Genomic DNA, 20963 nt, shown 5'->3' with positions numbered 1-20963 from the left:
ATCAAAGCCTTGCGCCGCGCTTCCTCTTCCAATACCGCCTACCAAATTCCTGCAAAGTGCTGTCAAGCACGGCAAAGAGAAAGCCGCTAGATCCGTGATCTGGCGGCTTTTTTTGTTTTCAGCTCGCAAAATGCGGGGAATCGAAGGCCTGGTGCAATGATTAACGCGTCTTCAGATTACAGCCCATTCTTGGGCGCGTTCAGGATAAGGCGCAACCCCAGCGCGGAAATGACGCCTGCGGCACCTCTATCTATCCATTTCTTCGCGCGCAAATAAACTTCTCGCGGGCCTTTGGTCGAAAAGCAAAGCGCCACGATGGCATACCAGCCGAACTCGACCAGGAATACCAGCGGCGGCAGCGCGAAGTAAATCCATGCCGGCGGGTGCTGGGGCAGCAACGCGGCGAAAATGCTTCCATACCAGATCGCAGTTTTGGGATTGCTTAACTGGGTCGTCAGTCCGATCCAGAAGGAACTCCGTCCATTGCGAGAGGCCACGGCGGCGCCACCGGGCAAGGCGAAAGGTTGCTTGGCGCTACGCCAGATCCGGCCAGCGATGTAAAGCAGATAGGCGCCGCCTGCGATTTTCAGCGTGACATAAAGCCATTCCACGCTTTGCAGCAGAGAATACAGGCCCGCTAGCGCCAGGCCGGCGAACAGCATGCCGCCTGCGCCCATGCCGAAGGCCGAGGCCAGGCCGTCCCAGCGGGACTGGCCGATGGCCTTGCGCGCGACGATGATGAAACTTGGCCCGGGCAACATGGCTCCGAGCCACAGTGCACCGAGAATCGCGAGTATGGATGCGAGAGGAGTCATGATCGTTTGGGAGGCTGAAGCCGCGGGAGGCTTTGATTCTTCCACGAAAGCCGGACCCTGCAAAGGACGGCGCAGCGCCTGCCGCTGGCAGACGTCTTGCAGTTTTTGTATCAGCCGCCTGCCAGCGCCGCCGACGCGGCGAGCCCCTGATGCGTCACCCGCGGCGCTGCCTGTATTGGCGGCGACGGCTCATCCCGCAGGCGAAACACGCCCACGGCTTGCAACAGTTCGGCCGCCTGTGTTTGCAAGGCGGTAGAGGCGTCCGCGGCTTGCGCGACCCGGGCCGCATTCTGCCGGGTCAGCTCGTCCATCTGGGTCACCGCCTGGTTGACTTCGTCGATGTCCGTGGCCTGCGCGCGTCCCGCGTCGCCGATCTGGCTGACGATGCCGGCCACGCGCTCGATACTGGCCACGACTTCGCGGATCACGTGGGCGGCATGGTCGGCCTGGCGGAAACCGTCGCCGGTCTTGGTCAGCGAACCGTCGATCAGGCCGCGGATTTCGCGCGCGGCGCTGGCGCTGCGTTGCGCCAGCGCGCGCACCTCGGTGGCCACGACGGCGAAGCCACGTCCGCTTTCGCCGGCGCGGGCCGCTTCCACCGCCGCGTTCAAGGCGAGGATGTTGGTCTGGAAGGCGATGCTGTCGATCAAGCCGGTAATCTCGGAAATCTTCTTGGCCTCTTGCTGGATTTCTCCCATCACGGCCGCGACGCCGGCGACAGCCGTGCTGCCGGTGTCGACGATGCGCCGGGCTTCGTCGCTCAGTTCACGGGCATGCTGCGCATTGGTGGCGTTGTCGTGGACGTTCGCCGCCAGGTCGCGCATGGATGTCACGGTGCGCTGCAGCGAATCGGCCTGGGTGCGGGTGCGTTCCTCCAGTTGCTGGTTGTCCTGCATGATGTCGCGCGACGCTGCCGAGAGGGCGGTTGCGGTGGTCCGGACCCCGCTCATGGTCCGGTGCACGGCATCCATCGTGGCTTTGAAGCTCTGCCCCAGGCGGCTATCCATGCTCAAGCCGCCGAAGCGCAAGTCGAACACGCCGGCCTCGCGGCCTATATGCGCGCTGAGCCGGGCCAGTTCCTCGGCTGCTACCGCGGCCCGCTCCATTTTCCAGGCCAGCCAGCCCAGCGCGGCGGCCTGCACCACCACGTAGACCGCATGCAGAAGCACCATGGGCAGACTGGGTTCCGTGAAGCAGATCGTCCCGTAGCCCCACTGTTGCAGGAAATTGAACGACAGGTGGTGCAGCGCGATGACCACTGCCGCGCACAGGATCGTGCGCCAGTCGCGATAGGCCAGGAGCAGCGAGAGCAGCACGAAGATGCCGAAATGAATCTCGGCCATGCCGGACATCAAATGGATATGGAGCGCGGCCAGCACCATCAGGCCACAGGCGACGGTCAAACGCGTGCTCAGCCGGCCGGGTCGCCAGAGTATCAGCAGCGAGGGAATGCCTGCGCCGGCCAGGCCGACTGCGATGGCGGCGCCCCAACGCCCGTACTGCGGGGCCATGCACAATCCGACGGCGAACAGCAGCCAGAGCAGGGGCAACATCGCCCGGTCGGTCCGGCGGTACGAGTCTTCCAGCAAATCGCTTGCGTTGCGCATGGCATTTCCTCGCGACGGAAAGCGCGGAACCCCGCGCACGTACGATTTTTATTCAATAATTCCAATTTGTGAATATATATTCCAATTTATTCATATTTGTCCCAAATACGCCACCGACCGGGCCGGGGCGTCGGAGCGCCGCCGCCGACTTGCGCAGCGCGTTTGAAGCGACTGGAAAACCTGGGATATCCTGCTGCCCATCATGATGAGAGTACTGTGGCTCTGCCTGGGTTGCCTGATGCTGGCATTGGGTGTGATCGGCGCGTTTCTGCCCGTCATGCCGACGACCATATTCCTGATCCTGGCGGTCGCCTGCTTTTCGCGCTCTTCGCCGCGGCTGGAGAAGTGGCTGCTGGATAGCCCGACCTACGGTCCCGCGCTGCGCGCCTGGCGGGACCAGGGCGCCGTGTCGCGCAAGGGCAAGACCTACGCCTGCCTGGGCATGGCCGTGGGCTACGTGCTGTTCTGGTGGGGCGCGCATCCGTCGTGGATGCTGGCCGCCGCCGTCGCCGTGTTTTTCCTGGCCAGCGCGGCCTACGTCGTTACGCGGCCGGCTCCGCAGGGGCCGCAAGCCGGCAGCGGCCAGGCCCCCCAATAGCCGCCAGCGTCAGTGCGAATGGCGGGGATCGCCCCGCGTTTCCACCACTTTCAGGTACAGCGTTGCAGGCTCCAGGCAGCCGCCGGTCGAAAGCTGACCGACCAATTGCCGGTAGAGTTCTTGCCAGGGCGTCTGCGAAGCCGGCGCCTGGTACGGCGGTTCCAGCTTGCGGCGTTCCATTTCGGTTTCGTCCACCAGCGCGGTGACCGAACGCTGGTTCAGGTCGACACGGATGCGGTCGCCCGTGCGCAATAGCGCCAGGCCTCCGCCCACCGCAGCTTCCGGAGACATGTTCAGGATGGACGGGCTGGCCGAGGTGCCGCTCTGGCGGCCGTCGCCCAGGCAGGGCAGCGAGTCTATACCGCGCTTGAGCAGATGCGAGGGCGGCGCCATGTTGACCACTTCGGCGCTGCCCGGGTAGCCCACGGTGCCGGCGCCGCGAATCACCAGGATGCAATGCTCGTCGATGTTCAGGGCAGGGTCTTCGATGCGCGCGTGGTAGTCCTCCGGGCCTTCGAAGACGATGGCACGCGCTTCGAAGGCGTTCTCCGAACCGGGCTCCGACAGGTAGGCGCGGCGGAAGGCTTCACCCACGACCGACATCTTGATGATCGCGCTGTCGAAGAAATTGCCGGACAGGACGATGAATCCCGCGCGGTGCTTGAGCGGCGCGTCGCAGCTGCGGATGACATCCGCATTGTTGGTCTTGGCCGTGGCCGCGATCTCGCCGATGGTCTTGCCGGACACGGTGCCGCAATCGGTATGCAGGCGGCCGGCCGCCGCCAGTTCATGCAACACCGCCGGGACGCCGCCCGCGCGGTGAAAGCCCTCGCCCAGATGCTCGCCCGCAGGCACGCAGTTGACCAGCAGCGGCACGTCTTCGCCCAAGCGCTGCCAGTCGTCCAGGCTCAGGTCTATGCCAGTGTGGCGGGCGATGGCGATGAGATGCGGCGGGCAGTTGCTGGAGGCGCCCAGCGCCGAGGCCACGACGATGGCGTTCTCGAAAGCCTGGCGCGTCAGGATATGGGACGGGCGCAAGTCCTCGCGCACCATGTCGCAGATGCGCAGCCCGGTGGCGTAGGCCATCTGGCCGCGTTCGCGGTAGGGCGCGGGAATGCTGGCGCAGGTGGGCAGCGACATGCCCAACGCTTCGGCCAGCGAGTTCATCGACAGCGCCGTGCCCATGGTGTTGCAGTGGCCGATGGATGGCGACGACGCCGTGGCCAGCGTCATGAAGCCTTCGTAGTCCAGCTTGCCCGCGGCCATCAGGTTGCGCGCATGCCAGATGACGGTGCCGGAGCCGACGCGCTGGCCGTCGTGCCAGCCGTCCAGCATCGGTCCGCCGGACAGCACGATGGCGGGAATGTCGACGGTGGCCGCGGCCATGAGGCAGGCGGGCGTGGTCTTGTCGCAACCGGTCGTCAGGACCACGCCGTCCAGCGGATAGCCGTGCAGGATCTCGACCAGGCCGAGGTAGGCCAGGTTGCGGTCCAGCGCGGCGGTGGGGCGCCGGCCCTGTTCGGCCAGCGGGTGCACGGGAAACTCCATGGGGATGCCGCCCGCGTCGCGGATGCCGGCCTTGATGCGCTCGGCCAGCGCCAGGTGATGCCGGTTGCAGGGCGCCAGGTCGCTGCCGGTCTGGGCGATGCCGATGATCGGCCGCCCCGATTGCAGTTCCTGGCGCGTCAGGCCGTAGTTGAGATAGCGCTCGACATAGATGGCCGTCATGTCGGCGTGCGCCGGATCATCGAACCACTTCTGGCTGCGCAGTTTGCGGGGAGTCTGGGACATGGGATTCTCGTTTACAGCGGTTGCGTGGCGGCCCGGCGCGCGTCCGGGCCGCAAAAGGCCTAGTTGCGCGCCTTCTGGATTTCGTCGTTGAGCTGCTTGACCAGCTCGGGGCCGAGGTCCTGCGTGTACTTGTCGACCACCGGCTGCACCTTCTGGCGCATGCGCGCGATCTCTTCGGGCGATACCGTATTGATCTTCATGCCAGCCTTCTCCAGCGTGGTCATGGCCTTCTGCGAATCGGCGCGGCTGTCCTGGCGTTCGAAGTCGCGCGAGGACGCGGCGGCATGGCGGATCAGCTTCTGTTCTTCCGGCGACAGGGTGTCCCACCATTTCTTGGACGCCAGCACCACCCAGGGCGTGTAGACGTGGCGGGTAATGGTCAGATAGGGCTGCACCTCGTAGAACTTGCTGCTCTGGATGGTGGTGATGGGGTTTTCCTGGCCGTCCACGGTGCGGGTTTCCAGCGCGGTGAACAGTTCGGAGAACGGCATGGGCACGGCGTTGGCGCCCAGCGTGTTGAAGACGCCCAGCGCGATCTGGTTCTGCATCACGCGCAGCTTGATGCCTTGCAGGTCTTCCGCGCGCGCGATGGGGCGCTTGGAATTGGTCATGTTGCGAAAGCCGTTTTCCCAATAGACCAGGCCGACGATGCCCTTGGCTTCCAGCTTCTTCAGCATGTCCTGACCCATCGGGCCGTCCAGCACGGCGTCCGCTTCCTTTTCGCTGTTGAAGAGGAAGGGCAGGTCGAACACGCCGAACTCCTTGACCATGCCGGCCAGGGGCGCGGTGGATCCCACCATCATTTCCTGCACGCCGCCCACCAGCGCGCTTTGCATCTGTTCGTCCGAGCCCAGGTTGGCCGAGCCGAAGGTCTTCATCTTGAGCTTGCCGCCGCTGATTTTTTCCAGCTCCTGCGCCAGGTGGCGCGCGGCGCGTCCCTGGACGCTTTCCTCGTTCAGGCCGTAGCCGAAACGGATCAGGCGCGGTTTGACGTCGGCGGCGGACGGGACGCCGGCGATAGCGCAGGACAGCGCCGTCGCCAGGACAAGCATGCGGGTCTTGAAACGGGTGATCATGGTGCTCCTCCTTGGGGTTTTTCTAATGCATCCAGCGTGCGGGGACGGTGATCAGCTCGGGGAAGATCACCAGCAGGACCAGCAGCAGCGTGTAGGCGACGACGTAGCGCCACACGCCCCTGCAGATGGTTTCCATATTGATGCGGGCGACGCCGCAGACCACGTTGAGCACGGTGCCCACCGGCGGCGTCAGCAGGCCCACGCAACCCACCATGACGAACATCACGCCGAAATAGACCGGGTCGATCCCGGCCTTGGTGACTACCGGCATCAGCACCGGCGCCAGGATCAGGATGGTGGGCGTCAGGTCCATCACCGTGCCTACCAGCGTCAGCAGCACCAGCAGGGCGAACATCAGCAGCTTGGGCTGGTCCAGTACGGGTTCCAGCAGCGCGATCAGGTCCTGCGGCATGTCGGCCAGGGTGATCATGTAGGACGAGACCATGGCGGCGGCCACCAGGAACATGACGATGGCGGTGGTACTGGCGGCGTTGATGAAGAGCGGCGCCAGGTCGCGCACGCTGATTTCCCGGTAGACGAACAGGCTCACCAGCAACGCGTAGACCGCGGCGACGACGGCTGCCTCGGTCGGCGTGAAGATGCCGCCGCGCAGGCCGCCGATGATGATGACGGGCAACATCAGGGCCCACAGCGATTCGCGCAGCGCCTTCCAGCGCTTGCTCCACGGCTCGCGCGGCGAGGGCTTGATGCTGCCGTGCTTGCGCGCCACCCAGGTCCAGACCGCAACCAGGGTCAGGCCCATCATCAGCCCGGGCGCGATGCCGGCGAAGAACAGCTTGGTGATCGACACGTTGGTGGCGACGCCGAAGATGATGAACGAGATCGAGGGCGGAATGATGGGCGCGATGATGCCGCCGGCCGCGATCAGCCCCGAGGCCTGGCCCGCGTCGTAGCCTCTTTCGCGCAGCATGGGGATGAGCAGTGAGCCCAGCGCCGCGGCGTCGGCCACGGCCGAGCCGGACAGCGCGGCCAGCAGCACGCTGGCGAAGATGGCGACATAGCCCAGGCCGCCCTGGATGTGGCCCACGAAGGTGCTGGCCAGATTGACGATGCGGCGCGAAATGCCGCCGGCGTTCATCAGTTCGCCGGCCAGCATGAAAAGCGGCACCGCCATGAGGGTGAAGCTGTTGGCGCCAGACAGCATGTTCTGCGCCAGGATCTGGGTATCGAAAAAGTCCAGCTGGAACATCATGGCGATCGCGCTGAGCAGCAGCGCGAAGGCGATAGGCATGCCGAGGGCGATCAGCCCCAGCAGCACGAGCAGGAAGACGGTCAGGATCATTGCGGGCGTCCGGGCGGGGTGGGGGAGTTGGAGGCGGAGCCGTCAGACCAGCGGGTCTTCGGGGCTGGATTCCGCCGGCAAGGGCCCGCCCGCAAGGACGCGCACCAGATCGATCAAGGTCAGGATGCCCATGGCGGCAGCCGCATAGAGCGCCGCGGCGTTGAACACCGCCAGCGACATGCCGGTCACAGGCAGCACCGTGTCCAGGCCGATGACGGTCTGGGTCCAGCTGCCCTCGGCCATCAGCCACAGCACCCACAGCGTCAGCAACTGGCAGAACACGTGCGAAGCGCGGCGGGCGGCGGGGCCGAAGCGTTCCACCAGCATGGTGACGCCGATGTGCTGATGCGAGCGCAGCGCTATCACCGAACCCAGGAAGATCATCCAGACGAAGGCCAGCCGGGAGATCTCGTCGGAGACGTTGATGCCGGAATTGAACAGGTAGCGCAGCGCGACGTTGCCGAACAGCAGCACCACCATGACGGCCAGACAGGCCACCATCAGCCAGGTCTGCAGCGCGAAGCACCAATTGGCGGCGCGGGCCAGCGGCGTGCCGCCAGGCCGCCCCGGGGGGGAAGCTTGCATGCTTGTCTCCTATCCGTTTCCCGGAATTTTTTAGGGTTATGCTGTGCGAAATGTTAGCGCTAACATTTTGCGTTTGGCAAGCCCCAGTTTTTTACGTCAGACTACGCGCTCAACAACCGATGCCGAGGACCGATGTCCATCCGTAAACCCCGCAGTTCACGCGCCGGCCGCGTCACCATGCAGGATGTCGCGCGCCACGTGGGCGTGAGCGCGATCACGGTATCGCGGGCGTTGCGCACGCCGGACAAGGTGGCGGAGGAATTGCGGCTGCGCATCGCGCGGGTGTGCCAGGAACTGGGTTACGTGCCCAACCATGCGGCCAGCGCGCTGGCGTCGGCGCGTTCGCAGACCATCGTGGCGCTGATTCCGTCGCTGAGCAACGTGGTGTTCGTCGACATCATCGCGGGGATCAAGGAAGAGCTGGACCGGCACGGCTACCACATGCTGATCGGCGTGACCGGCTATGCGCCGGACGAAGAGGAGGCTCTGCTGCGCAAGTATCTGCAGCACGCGCCCGACGGCCTGATCCTGACCGGCATCGACCACAACCCGGGCGTATGGGACCTGCTGGACACGCAGCGCATTCCCACCGTGCACACGATCGAGACGCTGGACGGCGGCGAGCACATGAGCGTGGGCTTTTCGCAGTTCGATTCCGGCTATGCCGCCGGCCGCCATCTGGTGGAGCGGGGCTACCGCCGTATCGGCATCGTCGGCGCGCAGCTGGATCCGCGGTCGCTGCGCCGCTGCGAAGGCTGCCGCCAGGCGCTGCGGGATGCGGGCCTGTATGACCCGGCTCTGGAAATCATGACGCCGGAGAAATCATCCATCGGCCTGGGAGCCTCGCTGCTGGAAGCGCTGCGCACGCGCCATCCCGACTGCGACGCGCTGTTCTTCTGCAACGACGACCTGGCCCAGGGCGCGGTGTTCCAGTGTGGAAGGCTGGGCGTGCCGGTGCCGGAACGCATGGCCATCGTCGGCTTCCACGACGTGGCGGGCACGGCCTGGACCACGCCGCCGCTGTCGACCATCGCCACGCCGCGCTACCAGATCGGCGTATCGGCCGCGAACCTGTTGATGCGCCATCTGGCGGGCGAAGCCGTCGCCGAGCGCCATGTGGACCTGGGCTTCAAACTGGTCCAGCGCGAGACCAGCTGAACGCAATCCTCAGCCCCGGCGCAGCGCCAGGAACACGCCGGAGGCGATGATCAGCGCCATGCCGGCCAAGGCCAGCCCATCGGGCGGACGCTGGAACCAGAAGGTGCTGAACAGTACCGCCAGCAGCAGCTGGAAGTAGTTCAGGGGCGCCAGCGTCGCCGCCGCCACGCGCTGGAAGGCGGATATCAGGAAGATCTGCGCCAATCCACTGCAGGCGCCCAAGCCGACGATGAAAAGCATATCGGCGAGATCCGGCCACGGGTCAGGCAGGAAGAATGGCGCCGGCAGCCCCGTGACGACAAGGCAGATGAAGGCCGTGTAGGCATACTGGACCGGTCCGGGCACCTTGCCGGAGAGCTTGCGCGTCAGCACCTGGAACACCGCGTAGCTGACCGCGGACACCGCCATCAGCAGCGTGCCCAGCCACGGCAGGTTGGCGCCTGGCCGCACGATCAGCAGCATGCCGCCAAAGCCCGCCGCCACCGCCATCCACTGGGCGGGCCGCACCCGCTCGCCCAGCAGCCAGGGCGACAGCGCCACCATGATCAGGGGCGAGGTGAAGTAGATGGCCGTGGCTTCCGACAGAGGCATCCAGATCAGCGCCGTCATGAAGCAGGTACCCACCGTGACCAGCAGCAGGCCTCGCAGGATCAACAGCGGTTTTTCGGGCGCATCGCGCAGGCGCGGACCGCCGCGGTGCCGCCACAGCAGCGCCAGCGCCAGCACGGCCACCGCCGAATAGCGCATGATGTTCAGGAAGGGCGCGGGGTAGCGGGCCAGCATGTGCTTGGACCCCGCATCGAAGGTGGCGAAGGCCACCAGCGCGGCAAAGAACAGCAGGATGCCGGTCTGGCGCGCGGCGGCCGGCGAGGGTAACGCAATGGGAACGGAGCTCATGTCGGCGGACGGACTCAGGCTGCCGTCAGGCCCGCGCCCTGCAGGAACGCGTCCAGCGCGGGGCCGATGGCCTCGACCATGTAGCCGCCTTCCTGCACGATCACGGTGGGCAGCCCCAGGCTGGCGACGCGCGCGCCGATGTCGCGGTAGGCATCGATGTCGAGCTTGAGGACGCTGATGGGATCGTCCTTGTAGGTGTCGAAGCCCAGGGCCAGCACCAGCGCCTGCGGCGCGTAGCCGTCCAGGGCGGCGAGCGCCGTGTCCAGCGCGCGCAGGAAGGCGTCGTTGCCAGAACCGTGCGGCAGCGGCAGGTTCAGGTTGCAGCCTTCGCCCGCGCCGTAGCCGCGCTCATGCGCATAGCCGGTATAGAAGGGGTAGTAGGCGGCGGGGTCGGCGTGCAGGGATACCGTCATGACGTCGCCGCGCTGATAGAAGATGTTCTGCGTGCCGTCGCCATGGTGCGCGTCCACATCCAGCACGGCCACCTTGGACCAGGTCTGAAGCAGCCGGCTGGCCGCGGCCGCGCTGCTGTTCAGGTAACAGAAGCCTCCCGCGCGATCGCGGTGGGCATGGTGGCCGGAGGGCCGGCACAAGGCGTAGGCCATGCCCCCGGTGCTGGCGACGTGGTCGGCGGCCGCCACCGCGCTGTGCGTGGAGCGCAGCGCCGAGCGCCAGGTCTGCGGCCCGATGGGGCAGGACAGGTCGCTCAGGTAGTAGCCGGTCTGCGCCACGATGGAGGGCGACGGGCAGGGGCCGCGGCCAGCCAGCTCGACGCGGCCGTTGTAGTAAGGCGAAAGATTGGGCAGCACCTCGGGGCCTGGGTCCATGGCAGGCGAGCGCAAGGCCTGCCAGCGCGCATAGGCCGTTTCCAGATAGTCCAGGTAGTCCGGGCTATGGATGTCCTGCAGCGGCTTGCGGCCGTAGTCCGCCGGCGCTTGAACGCGGATGCCGCGCGCGGCCAGCGCGCCTTGCAGGCTTTCCGCCCGCGCCGGCAGATCGGTGGGCGCGCTGATGCGCCCAAGCCGCATGAATTGCTGCGGCGTATGCAGCAGCTGCTCTTCCGAGAAAAACGCCTTCATGGCTGCCCTCGCTGGCGTTATGCGTGCTTGAGTTCGATTTCGACGAACACGAATTCCGTGTCGCTGGGATTGATCACGTTGTGCTCTACGCCCACGGGCCGGTAGTAGGCCACGCCGGCGGTGAGCTGGCTGGTGATTTCGCCGTCGGGCGTGTCCAGCAAGAGCGGGCCGGTGGTCTGCGGGACCACCACGTAGTTCATGCCATGGCGGTGCCATCCCGTTTCGCCGCCGGGCGGGAAGCGCCATTCGGTGACGGTGACCATGTCATTGTCGATCTGCACGGTCGGTATGGCGGCGGGGCGTTGCATGGAGCTTCTCCTTGGGGGTATGAATATTCTTGTGCGCTTCAGGCCGCTTGCGCCTTGGTCGGGTCCCAATGCTGGCCGGGGACCGCGGCGATCAGCTGCCGCGTATAGGCGTGTTGCGGGTTGTCGAAGATCTGCGCGGGCGAGCCGTACTCGACCACCTTGCCGCGATGCATGACCAGAACGGAATTGCAGATCTGGGCCGCCACGCGCAAATCGTGGGTAATGAAGACCAGCGCAATCTTCAGGCGTTGCTGCAAATCGTGCAATAGCTGCAGCACCTGCGCCTGAACCGAGACGTCCAGCGCCGACACTGATTCGTCGGCCACCAGCACCTTGGGCTCCAGCGCCAGCGCGCGTGCGATGCCGATGCGCTGGCGCTGTCCGCCGGAAAACTGGTTGGGATAGCGGTCGAAGGCGGAAGGGTCCAGCCCGACCAGCGACAGCAGCTCGCGCACCCGCGCCTCGGCCTGGGCGCGCGGCACGCCGTTGGCGACGGGACCGTCGCTGATGATGCGGCCCACGGTATGGCGCGGGTTGAGCGAGGCGAACGGATCCTGGAAGATCATCTGGATATCGTGGCGCAGCGGCCGGAAGCGCGATTCCGGCATGGCCGCAATGTCCTGGCCGTTGAAGATCAGCTGGCCGCCGTTGATGCCCACCAGCTTGAGCAGGCATTTGCCGATGGTGGATTTGCCGGAGCCCGATTCGCCCACGATGCCCAGCGTCTCGCCGCGCCGCACGCTGAAGCTGACGCCGTCCACCGCATGCACCTCGCGCTTGCCGCCCAGCCAGCCGCGGCCCACCACGTAGGTCTTCTTCAAGTCCCGCACGTCCAGCACGGGCTGGTCGTGCGCGGCGGACTCGCGCTCGGCGCCGCGGCGATGCGGCACGGCCGCGATCAGCCGTTGCGTGTAGGGGTGGCGGGGGCGGTTCAGTACCTCCTCGGCCGGCCCCTGTTCGACCAGGATGCCTTTTTCCATGACGGCGACCCGGTGGGCGATTTCGGCCACCACGCCGAAGTCATGGGTGACGAACATCACGCCCATGCCTTTCTCTTTCTGGATGCGGGCGATCAACGCCAGGATCTGCGCCTGGGTGGTGACGTCCAGCGCGGTGGTGGGTTCGTCGGCGATCAGGAGCGCGGGCTCGAGCGCCAACGCCATGGCGATCATCACGCGCTGGCGCTGGCCGCCCGACAGCCGGAACGGATAGACGTGGTAGAGCGTGGCGGGGTCGGGCAGCCCCACGAAGGCCAGCAGCTCCAGCGTGCGTGCCATGCGCTGCGCGCCCGGATAGGCGTTGTGCACGCGCATGACTTCGCTGATCTGCTCGCCTACCGTCATCAGCGGGTTGAGCGCCGACAGGGGCTCCTGGAAGATCATCGCCATGTCCTTGCCGCGCATGGCCTGCAGCGTGGCTTCGTCCTGCCGCAGCAGGTCCTGGCCGTGGAACAGGATGCGGCCCTGCTGCGGCGTCAGGTAGTCGGGCAGCAGGCCCATGATTGCGTTGGCGCTCATGGACTTGCCCGAGCCCGATTCGCCGACGATGCAGAGGATTTCGCCGGCGCGGATGTCGTAGGACACGTCCTGGACCGCATAGGGGCGGTCGCCGCCCTTGGGCAGGGCGATGCTCAGGTTCTGGATGGAAAGCAGAGGGGGGGATGCGTTCATGCCGTCCTCCTATTCGCCGCGCTTGCGCAGCTGCGGGTTGAGGGCGTCGTTCAGGCCTTCGCCGATCAGGTTGATGGCCAGCACCGTCAGCAGGATCGCGACGCCGGGCCAGACGCTCATCCACCAGGCTTCGCGGATCATGGTGCGGGCCGCGCCGATCATGAAGCCCCAGCTCATCAGGTTGCGGTCGCCCAAACCCAGGAAGGACAGCGAGGATTCCGTCAGGATCGCGGTGGCGACCATGAAGGACGCCGACACGATGATGGGCGACATGGCGTTGGGCAGGATCTGGGTGCCGACGATGCGGGCTGGCGTCTGCCCGATGACGATGGCGGCCTGCACGAACTCGCGCTGCTTGAGCGTCATGAATTCGGAGCGCACCAGCCGCGCAGCCGGCGGCCAGGAGACGACCGCGATGGCGCCCATGATGGAGTAGACGGACGGGCTCAGGATCGCCACCAGCACCACGGCCATGGCCAGCTGCGGGATGGTCTGGAAGAACTCCGTGAAGCGCATCAGCGCGTCGTCCACCCGGCCGCCGCAGTAACCCGCCACCGAGCCCACCACGATGCCGAACACCAGCGCCACGGCGGTGGACAAGAGACCCACCATCAACGAGACCCGGGCGCCCCAGACCAGCCCGGCCGTGATGTCGCGGCCCAGCATGTCGGTGCCGAAGGGGTAGTCGGCATTGGTGAAGGGCGGAATCAGCGGGTCGGCCACCATCATCCAGGGGGATTCTTCATACAGCAGCGGCGCGGCCAGGGCCACGACGATCACGACCAGCATGATGGCCAGTCCGGCCACCGCTCCGTAATTGCGCATGTAGCGCCGGGCAAATGACTTCATGCGGCGGCTCCTTGCTGCGCGCCCGCGCCGATGCGCGGATCGATGAGTCGGTACAGCACGTCGGTCAGCAGGTTGAACACCACCACCATGATGGAGGTGACCAGGAAGATGCCCAGCAGCAGCTGGTAGTCGCGCTGCAGCAGCGCGTCGAACATCAGCCTGCCTATGCCGGGCCATGCGAACACGGTTTCGGTCAATACCGCGCCGCCCGCCATCTGCCCCAACTGGATGCCGGCGAAGGTAATGACAGGCAGCAGCGCATTGCGCAGCACGTGGGCGCGGATCACGCGGCCGGGACTTACGCCCTTGGCGCGCGCCGTCTTCACGAAATCCATGCCTATCACTTCCAGCATGGAGGCGCGGGTCAGCCGCACGTAGACCGCCATGAAGAAGCAGCCCAGCGTCACGGTGGGCAGGATCAGGTGCTGGGCAATGTCGGCTGCGCGCGCCCAACCCTTCAGGTTGGCGCCCACGGTCTCCATGCCGAAGGCCGGCAGCCAGCCCAGCACCACCGAGAACAGCAGAATGCCCATCAGCGACAACCAGAACAGCGGCGTGGCATACAGCACCAGGGCGCCCGTCATGACGGAGCTGTCGATCCAGCGGCGCTTGTTGCGGTAGCGGGCCTTGGCCGCCACCACGCCCAGGAAGACGCCCAGCACGATGGAAAACACGAAGGCGCAGGACATCAGCAGGAAGGTGGCCGGCAGCCGTTCCAGGATCAGGTCCAGCACCGGCACATGGTTGCGGTACGAGAAACCCAGGTCCAGCTGCACCACGCCCTTCAGGTACAGCATCAGCTGGGTCAGGATGGGCTTGTCCAGGCCGAACGCCACGCGCAATTGTTCGACGTAGGCGGCGTCGCCCGCGCCGGCCTGGCCTGCCAGCACGGCGGCGGGGTCGCCGGGAGCCAGGCGGATCAGGAAGAAATTGATGATCACCACGCCCAGCACGACCACCAGGGCCTTGCCGATGCGGGAAACAAGGAAAGACAGGAATTTCATGCTCGGGGTCCTCTCTGGTCGGGCGCGGCCTGCCTGGGGCAGCCGTAGTCCGGCCGGCATCCGCCGCCGCGGCAGGCCTGCCGCGGCGGCGTCCTGCGGCGCTTACTTCTCGATGTACACGTCGTCGAAGCTCTCGTTCAGGCCGATGGCGGTCTTGACCAGATTCTTCACGTTGCCGCGGTATAGCGTGGGGAACTCCATGTCCACCAGGAAGCCGTTGGCGATCTCGTTGACCAGCGTCGTCTGCAGCTTGGTGTAGAGCTCCTGGCGCTTGGCGGGGTCAACTTCGGACGCGGCCGCCTCCCATTGCTTGTCGGTCTCCGGGTTGCTGTAGCCCTGCACGTTGGCGAAGGGCGACCCCTTGACGATGTTCGACGAGATATAGAGCCGCTGCACGCCCAGCGCGGGGTCGCCGTACTGGTAGGTGAAGGTGGTCGTCATGTCGAAGTCCCAGTTGCCGGTGCGGCTGGCCCAGCCGCCGGCGTCGGTGGCTTCCAGGTTGACCTTGAAGCCCAATTGCTCCAGCGCCTGCTTGGTGTATTCGCCCAGGCGGTCCCAGGTGGAGCCGTAGGGGAAGCTCAGCTGGCGGATCGTGTAGTCCTCGGGCTTGATGCCGGATTCCTTGATCAGCGCGCGCGCCTTCTTCATGTCGAACGCCAGCGGCGGCATGTTCTTGTCGTAGAACATCTCGGTGGTGACGAAGGGGCTGGTGGACACCTTGCCCAGGCCGAAGAAAATGTTGTTGACCACCATGTTGCGGTTGATGGCCGCCATCACCGCCTGGCGCACCTTCAGGTTGTCGAAGGGCGGCTTGCGCATGTTGAAGATCAGGTAGGCCTGGGGCGAGAACATCTCCCAGCCAGCCGTCGTGTACTCGACCTTGGGCAGGGCGCGCAGGCGCTTGATGTCGACGTTGTCCACGTCGCCGCCGCGCAGCACGTCCACGCTGCCGCGCTCGAAAGCCACCGCGCGCGAGGCCGAGTCGGGGATGACGTTGAACACCAGTTCATCCAGATACGGCTTGCCGGGCTTCCAGTAGTCGGGGTTGCGGGTCAGCTTGATGTATTCGCCGCGCTTCCATTCCTTGAACATGAACGGACCCGTGCCGACCGGCTTCTGGTTGGCAGGGTTGGTCATGTAGTCGGTGCCCGCATAGATGTGCTTGGGCATCATGGGCGCAAAGCCCGGCTCGAACATCAGCATGAAGGCGGGGAAGGGCGTCTTCAGCTTGACGACCACCGTCTTGGCGTCCGGCGCCTGCACCGATTCCACGAACTTGTTCAGGATCACGCGGGCGCGCGCGTGGGTCTTGGGCAGCATGTCCGCCAGCGAGAAGACCACGTCCTCGGAGGTGAAGGGCTTGCCGTCATGCCACTTGACGTTGTCCTGCAGGTGAAAGGTGTAGGACAGGCCGTCGGCCGAGGCGTCCCAGGACTTGGCGAGGCCGGGCTGGGGCTTCAGGTCGGTGGAGTAGGTCAGCAGGCTCTCGTAGATCTTGCCGGCGACGAATTGCGTGGGACCCTGCTGATTGATGGCGGTGACGATCACCGGCGGTTCGGGCTGGACGATCATGTTCAGCGTGCCGCCCTTGGTCTGCGCCAGCGCTTGCGTGGCGGGCAGCGCGGCCGCGAGGACCAGTGCGCCGATGCTTAGGGAGAACCATTTCTTCGATTTCACTGCGAGCCTCCGGGCTGGAAAGGGTCTGACAGGTGTCCGCGTCGCGGATGCCGTGCACTGGCAAGCAAACCTCATGCCACCTGTGTTTTCAGGGGTACTACGGGTGGAGCCGCTACAACAATGCTTCGTACAGGTGCTCTTCAGCGCGCCGCGCACCATTGCGGAGCGCCGTTCTCGTCGCCAAAGTCTTCCCGCAGGCGCGCCAGGATGCCCAGCAGATGCGCATGCATGGCGTGCCGCGCGCGGATCGGGTCGCGCGCCTGGATGGCCGTCAGGATGCGCTGGTGCTCGGCATGGGCGATGGCCCAGACCTTGGTATCGACGAAGTAATCCTCCATGCGGCTGTACACGGGGCTGGTCTGCGTCAAGTCCCACAGATGGGCGACCGAGGCCGCTACCGCGGCGTTGCCGCAAGCCGCGGCAATGGCGTTGTGGAATTCGCGGTCGTGGCGGCCGGGCGAGTTGCCCAGCGACATGCCCTCGTGGGCATCGCGGATGGCGGCAATCTGGGCGGGCGACCCATGCTGCGCGGCCATGCCGGCGCACTCGGGTTCGATCAGCATGCGCGCTTCGAGCAGGTCGAACGGGCCGATGCCGTCCTGTCCCGGCGTGGCGTACGTGGCGGGGGCGGAGGCTTCCCGGGAGGCGGTGACGAATACTCCGGTGCCTACACGCACTTCGACATAGCCTTCAATTTCCAACGCGATCAAAGCCTCGCGGATCGACGCGCGGCTGACCTGCAGTTGTTCAGCCAGCTCCCGCTCGGAAGGCAGGCGCCCGCCGCGAGGGAATTCTCCGGCCCGAATCCGGCCGGCGATCTGGTCGGCGATGACGCGGTACAGGCGGGTGACGGCGGCAGCTTGGAAGGTGTTCATCGACGGTGGGGGCGGGAACTTGGAGCCAAGTGGTCAGGCCACCAAATATAGGCATCTGATCATTGAATATGAAGGGAAATTTTCCAATTCAAGGGAAAACGATCACAGGGATTCCACCTCTTTCTTTAAGGTGGTCAGGCCAGTTAGGAATGCCTGGCGCGCTTTACAGTTTCCAGACAAATCCGCACAGAAACAGCGCTGTTGCGAACCCGCGCCATCCCATACTCCGTTGCGCCCGATAACGGGCGTGAAGCAAGGCAGTGCGCTGCGCCGGCAGGAAGGGGTAGGAAGTGCGGGAAGTGACGAAGCGGGCGTTCCGGCCCGAGGGCTGGTGGATCGGCGCGGGCATGGCGGTGTACGCACTGGCGTGGTTGACGCTGCTGGACAGGGCGACCTTGGTGCCGCCCACCGACAACATCGAGCAACTGACCTGGGTACGCAGCCTGGAATGGGGCTATTACAAGCATCCGCCGCTACCGACCTGGTTGCTGTGGCCAGCGGTGCAATTGCTGGGCTGGTCGGCGTGGACCAGCTACATCGCCGGCGCGCTCTGCACCCTGGGCGCTTTCGCGTTGTTGTGGCGCTGGCTGCGGCGCATGCGCGGCAGTGGTCATGCGCGGGCGGCGTTGCTGGCCGGCCTGTGCATCACCTTCTACAACGGCCGCCTGCATTTCTACAACCACGAGATCGTACTGATTCCCCTGGCGGTGGGCTGTGCCGTCGCGTGCTGGAAAGCCTGGACCACGCGCCGGATCGGGTGGTGGATCGTGCTGGGCGCCAGCCTGGGTCTGGGCGCGCTATCCAAATACCAGAGCGCGGTGGCGGGCGCCGCCGTGCTGGTCTTTTGGCTGAGCCAGCGCGGCTGGCGCGATTCCATGCACCGGTTCGGGCTGCAGGTGGCGGCGCTGACCGCGCTGGCGGTCTTCGCGCCGCATCTCTGCTGGCTGGCCTACAACGGTTTCGAGCCCCTGAACTACGCAATGAACTCATCGCTGGCCGCTGGCCTGCCTTGGGCCCAACGCGTGGCGGAAGTGGCGCGGTGGTGGGGCGATCAGATGCTGAACCGCGCGCTGCCTGCGTGGGTGTTCCTGGGCGTCTTGTGGTGGCTGGCCCGCCGCCGCTCAACTGTGGCCGCTGTGAAGACGGAGGCGCCGCCGCGCGATGCTGGCCGCGCCATCCTGCTGTCGTTCGGCTTTACGCCACTGGTGTTCGTCAGCGTCATGACGCTTGCCAGCGGTTCCCATGTGCAACTGCACTGGGGCACGCCTTATCTGCTATTCGTGGCGCCCGCGATGATGGAGCTGGCGCGTGGCGGCGTCTGGGAGCGCGTGCGGCCGCGCGATGCCGTACTGGTGTTCGCTTTGGTCCAGGCGCTGTTGATGGTCCGGGTCGGGCTGACGTCCCCGGGCGGGGCGGGGCTTGTGCGCAAGGCGTCGGACTGGCGCTATTTCGATTCCCGGGCGCCGGCCCGGGCCTTGCATGAACCCGCCAAGGCCGCGCTGGGCGGACCCGTCACGGTGATATCGGGCCCGCCCGCCGAAGCCGGCGCGCTGGCCCTGAGGCTGCCCGAACAGCCGCTGGTGCTGATAGATGGACAGCTCCGTTTCAGTCCCTGGGTGCCGAAGGAGGTGGCCGAGGCTTGCGGCGCGTTGGAGCTGGAGCTGGAACCGAGAACGCTCGGAGCGGGGTTCGTAGCGGTCGGACAGGACTTTCCGGGCCTGCACTGGCGCGTGACGCCGGCCTCCCGGCTTTGCGGCGCGGCGTCTGCCGCGCGTGGCCCCTAGGGGCAGACTACTGCGCCTCGTCGTCCGGTTCGGGCGTCTGCGTGAAGGCGCGCACCAGCCGCGCGATGCCGTCCAGTTCATCGTGCGCGCCCGCCACCCATTCCGGTTTCTCGAACGGGCTGTCCGAAGGGGTGTTGTCCATGCTTGCCTTCAGGTCATTGAGCAGCTCCAGCGCCATGTCGGTGGCCTGGGGGCTGCTGCGGGTCGAGAGGGCGATGGCGATCGCCAGCGCCTGGCGCATGGCGAGCAGGCGGCCGTCCAGTTCAGTGCCCATGATGGTTTCCTTGTTGTGCATCTTTTTGACAGGCGCATTTTACGGGGACGAGGCCGCAAGCGCCGCAGGGAGTCCCTAGGGGGGCTGGCGGATAGGAGGCGGGTCAGCAAGACGCCGGCATTTGCGCAAGATCAACCCGGACTGGCCGGCGCAGGCGAATAATTCCAGGTATGCAAGCCGCCCTACGCCCGTCACAGACAGAATCCCGCGAGCCCTCCGCCGCCAGCCCATTGTTCCCGCCCCAACTGCTGGCGCGGCTGGACAAGAACGGACCCCGCTATACCTCGTATCCCACGGCCGACCGGTATCACGGCGGTTTCGGCGAGCAGGAGTACCGGCTGGCGCTGCAGCAGCGCCGTGCGGCGGCGCCGGCTGAGCCTTTGTCGCTCTACGTGCACATTCCGTTCTGTGAGTCGGTCTGTTATTACTGCGCCTGTAACAAGGTGGTGACCCGCCACCACGACCGCGCCGCCCGCTATCTGGACGCACTGGCGGCGGAGATCGAGCTGCATGTGCGCGAGTTGGGCGAGGGTGTGCCCGTATCGCAGTTGCATTTCGGGGGCGGCACGCCGACCTTCCTGTCCGACGAGGAATTGTCGCGCCTGATGGCAAACCTGCGCCGCGCCTTCCGCTTCGAGCCCGACGCGGAAATCTCGATAGAGGTCGATCCGCGCACCGCCACGCCCGAGCGCCTGGCCCATATGCGCGAACTGGGCTTCAACCGCCTGAGTTTCGGCGTGCAGGATTTCGATCCTCGGGTGCAGGCGGCGGTGCATCGCATGCAGTCGTTCGAAGACGTGCGGGCGCTGATGCTGAGCGCCCGGGCCTTGGGCTATGCCTCGGTCAACATGGATCTGATCTATGGCCTGCCGCTGCAGACCACGGAATCCTTTGCCCGCACCATCGCGCAGGTCATTGCGTTGCGACCCGACCGTATCGCGTTGTATGCCTACGCTCATCTGCCCGCGCGCTTCAAGCCGCAGCGCCGCATCAACGAGGCCGACCTGCCCGACAGGGAGACGCGGGTGGGGCTGCTGAGCGCCGCCATCGACGGTTTCCTGAAGCAGGGCTATGCCTACATCGGCATGGACCATTTCGCGCTGGAAACCGATGCGCTGGCGATCGCCAAGCGCAAGGGGGAACTGCACCGCAATTTCCAGGGCTACAGCACGCAGCCCGACCGCGACCTGGTCGCGCTGGGCGTGTCCGCGATCGGCCGCATTGGCAATACCTACAGCCAGAACGCCAAGGTCCTGGACGAGTATTACGCAGCGATCGAAGCGGGGCGCTTCGCCGTCGAAAGAGGGTTGGCGCTGAGCACGGACGATCTGGTTCGGCGCGAGATCATCATGGACATCATGTGCCAGGGCCGCGTGGACTACAGCCGGATCGAGACGCGCCACGGACTGCGGTTCGCCGACAGCTTTGGCCCGGAACTGCAGCAGATGGCGAATCTGGCCGAGCTGGGCCTGGTCAACCTGCGCCCCGATGAGCTGCGGGTGACCGGCCTGGGCTGGTACTTCGTGCGAGCCGTCGCCATGGCGTTCGACGGCTACCTGCAGGCGCCGGGCACCGCGGCGAGTTACTCGCGGATCATCTGAGCCGCGGCGTCG

General features: G+C 66.0%; 19 protein-coding genes. 4 read left to right on the top strand and 15 right to left on the bottom strand.

Going from position 1 to position 20963, the window contains the following annotated elements:
- Positions 1 to 176: 176 nt before the first annotated feature.
- On the bottom strand, positions 177 to 815 hold the full coding sequence (locus N5C88_RS29100; protein ID WP_280016732.1) for a LysE family translocator: 639 nt from the start codon (positions 813 to 815) through the stop codon (positions 177 to 179).
- Positions 816 to 925: 110 nt separating this feature from the next.
- A complete protein-coding gene (locus N5C88_RS29095; RefSeq protein ID WP_059380509.1) occupies positions 926 to 2422 on the bottom strand; it encodes a methyl-accepting chemotaxis protein in 1497 nt (498 codons plus the stop codon).
- A gap of 202 nt (positions 2423 to 2624) precedes the next feature.
- On the opposite strand from N5C88_RS29095, the gene N5C88_RS29090 reads away from it, so the two are divergent.
- A complete protein-coding gene (locus N5C88_RS29090) occupies positions 2625 to 3020 on the top strand; it encodes a YbaN family protein (RefSeq protein ID WP_251880894.1) in 396 nt (131 codons plus the stop codon).
- 9 nt (positions 3021 to 3029) lie between these two features.
- Here N5C88_RS29090 and N5C88_RS29085 read toward each other — a convergent pair whose 3' ends face one another.
- From N5C88_RS29085 to N5C88_RS29070, 4 genes are read right to left on the bottom strand one after another with little or no spacing between them, the layout of a single operon-like run.
- Complete coding sequence (locus N5C88_RS29085) at positions 3030 to 4811, bottom strand: IlvD/Edd family dehydratase (RefSeq protein WP_280016731.1); 1782 nt, start codon at positions 4809 to 4811, stop codon at positions 3030 to 3032.
- Between the two features lie 59 nt (positions 4812 to 4870).
- Positions 4871 to 5887, bottom strand: coding sequence for a TRAP transporter substrate-binding protein (locus N5C88_RS29080; RefSeq protein ID WP_280016730.1), 1017 nt, complete (start codon positions 5885 to 5887; stop codon positions 4871 to 4873).
- Positions 5888 to 5909: 22 nt separating this feature from the next.
- Positions 5910 to 7190, bottom strand: coding sequence for a TRAP transporter large permease subunit (locus N5C88_RS29075; protein ID WP_118933329.1), 1281 nt, complete (start codon positions 7188 to 7190; stop codon positions 5910 to 5912).
- 42 nt (positions 7191 to 7232) lie between these two features.
- Positions 7233 to 7775, bottom strand: a complete 543-nt coding sequence (locus tag N5C88_RS29070; protein ID WP_118933328.1) for a TRAP transporter small permease — start codon at positions 7773 to 7775, stop codon at positions 7233 to 7235.
- Between the two features lie 132 nt (positions 7776 to 7907).
- Between N5C88_RS29070 and N5C88_RS29065 the strand changes: the two genes are divergently transcribed.
- Positions 7908 to 8933 carry a LacI family DNA-binding transcriptional regulator gene (locus tag N5C88_RS29065; RefSeq protein WP_280016729.1) on the top strand — a complete coding sequence of 342 codons (1026 nt, stop codon included), beginning with the start codon at positions 7908 to 7910 and terminating at the stop codon, positions 8931 to 8933.
- Between the two features lie 9 nt (positions 8934 to 8942).
- Here the strand turns inward: N5C88_RS29065 and N5C88_RS29060 are convergent, their stop codons facing one another.
- From N5C88_RS29060 to N5C88_RS29025, 8 genes are all read right to left on the bottom strand, one after another.
- On the bottom strand, positions 8943 to 9830 hold the full coding sequence (locus N5C88_RS29060; RefSeq protein ID WP_280016728.1) for a DMT family transporter: 888 nt from the start codon (positions 9828 to 9830) through the stop codon (positions 8943 to 8945).
- A 14-nt stretch (positions 9831 to 9844) separates the two neighbouring features.
- On the bottom strand, positions 9845 to 10909 hold the full coding sequence (locus N5C88_RS29055; RefSeq protein ID WP_251880889.1) for a histone deacetylase family protein: 1065 nt from the start codon (positions 10907 to 10909) through the stop codon (positions 9845 to 9847).
- A gap of 17 nt (positions 10910 to 10926) precedes the next feature.
- Complete coding sequence (locus N5C88_RS29050; protein ID WP_059380517.1) at positions 10927 to 11217, bottom strand: cupin domain-containing protein; 291 nt, start codon at positions 11215 to 11217, stop codon at positions 10927 to 10929.
- Positions 11218 to 11255: 38 nt separating this feature from the next.
- Positions 11256 to 12887, bottom strand: a complete 1632-nt coding sequence (locus tag N5C88_RS29045; protein ID WP_280016727.1) for an ABC transporter ATP-binding protein — start codon at positions 12885 to 12887, stop codon at positions 11256 to 11258.
- Between the two features lie 9 nt (positions 12888 to 12896).
- Positions 12897 to 13736, bottom strand: a complete 840-nt coding sequence (locus N5C88_RS29040; protein ID WP_059380519.1) for an ABC transporter permease — start codon at positions 13734 to 13736, stop codon at positions 12897 to 12899.
- Positions 13733 to 14740 (bottom strand): ABC transporter permease, encoded by a 1008-nt coding sequence (locus tag N5C88_RS29035; RefSeq protein WP_118933324.1) that lies wholly within the window; start codon positions 14738 to 14740, stop codon positions 13733 to 13735. The genes N5C88_RS29040 and N5C88_RS29035 overlap by 4 nt, the downstream gene beginning before the upstream one ends.
- Before the next feature lie 102 nt (positions 14741 to 14842).
- Positions 14843 to 16417 (bottom strand): ABC transporter substrate-binding protein, encoded by a 1575-nt coding sequence (locus tag N5C88_RS29030; RefSeq protein WP_251880885.1) that lies wholly within the window; start codon positions 16415 to 16417, stop codon positions 14843 to 14845.
- Positions 16418 to 16557: 140 nt separating this feature from the next.
- Positions 16558 to 17292, bottom strand: coding sequence for a FadR/GntR family transcriptional regulator (locus N5C88_RS29025; RefSeq protein WP_059380522.1), 735 nt, complete (start codon positions 17290 to 17292; stop codon positions 16558 to 16560).
- Positions 17293 to 17591: 299 nt separating this feature from the next.
- Between N5C88_RS29025 and N5C88_RS29020 the strand changes: the two genes are divergently transcribed.
- On the top strand, positions 17592 to 19076 hold the full coding sequence (locus N5C88_RS29020; RefSeq protein WP_280016726.1) for a glycosyltransferase family 39 protein: 1485 nt from the start codon (positions 17592 to 17594) through the stop codon (positions 19074 to 19076).
- Positions 19077 to 19083: 7 nt separating this feature from the next.
- Here N5C88_RS29020 and N5C88_RS29015 read toward each other — a convergent pair whose 3' ends face one another.
- Positions 19084 to 19350, bottom strand: coding sequence for a hypothetical protein (locus tag N5C88_RS29015; protein WP_059380540.1), 267 nt, complete (start codon positions 19348 to 19350; stop codon positions 19084 to 19086).
- A gap of 170 nt (positions 19351 to 19520) precedes the next feature.
- On the opposite strand from N5C88_RS29015, the gene hemN reads away from it, so the two are divergent.
- The gene (hemN, locus tag N5C88_RS29010) at positions 19521 to 20951 is read left to right on the top strand and encodes an oxygen-independent coproporphyrinogen III oxidase (protein ID WP_280016725.1); all 1431 of its coding nucleotides are present in this window, start codon (positions 19521 to 19523) and stop codon (positions 20949 to 20951) included.
- Positions 20952 to 20963: the final 12 nt, after the last annotated feature.

This window comes from Achromobacter sp. GD03932 (genome assembly GCF_029839485.1).
In the GTDB taxonomy this organism is placed as follows: Bacteria; Pseudomonadota; Gammaproteobacteria; order Burkholderiales; family Burkholderiaceae_B; genus Achromobacter; species Achromobacter bronchisepticus_A.
This window is presented reverse-complemented; position numbering and strand designations above follow the sequence as displayed.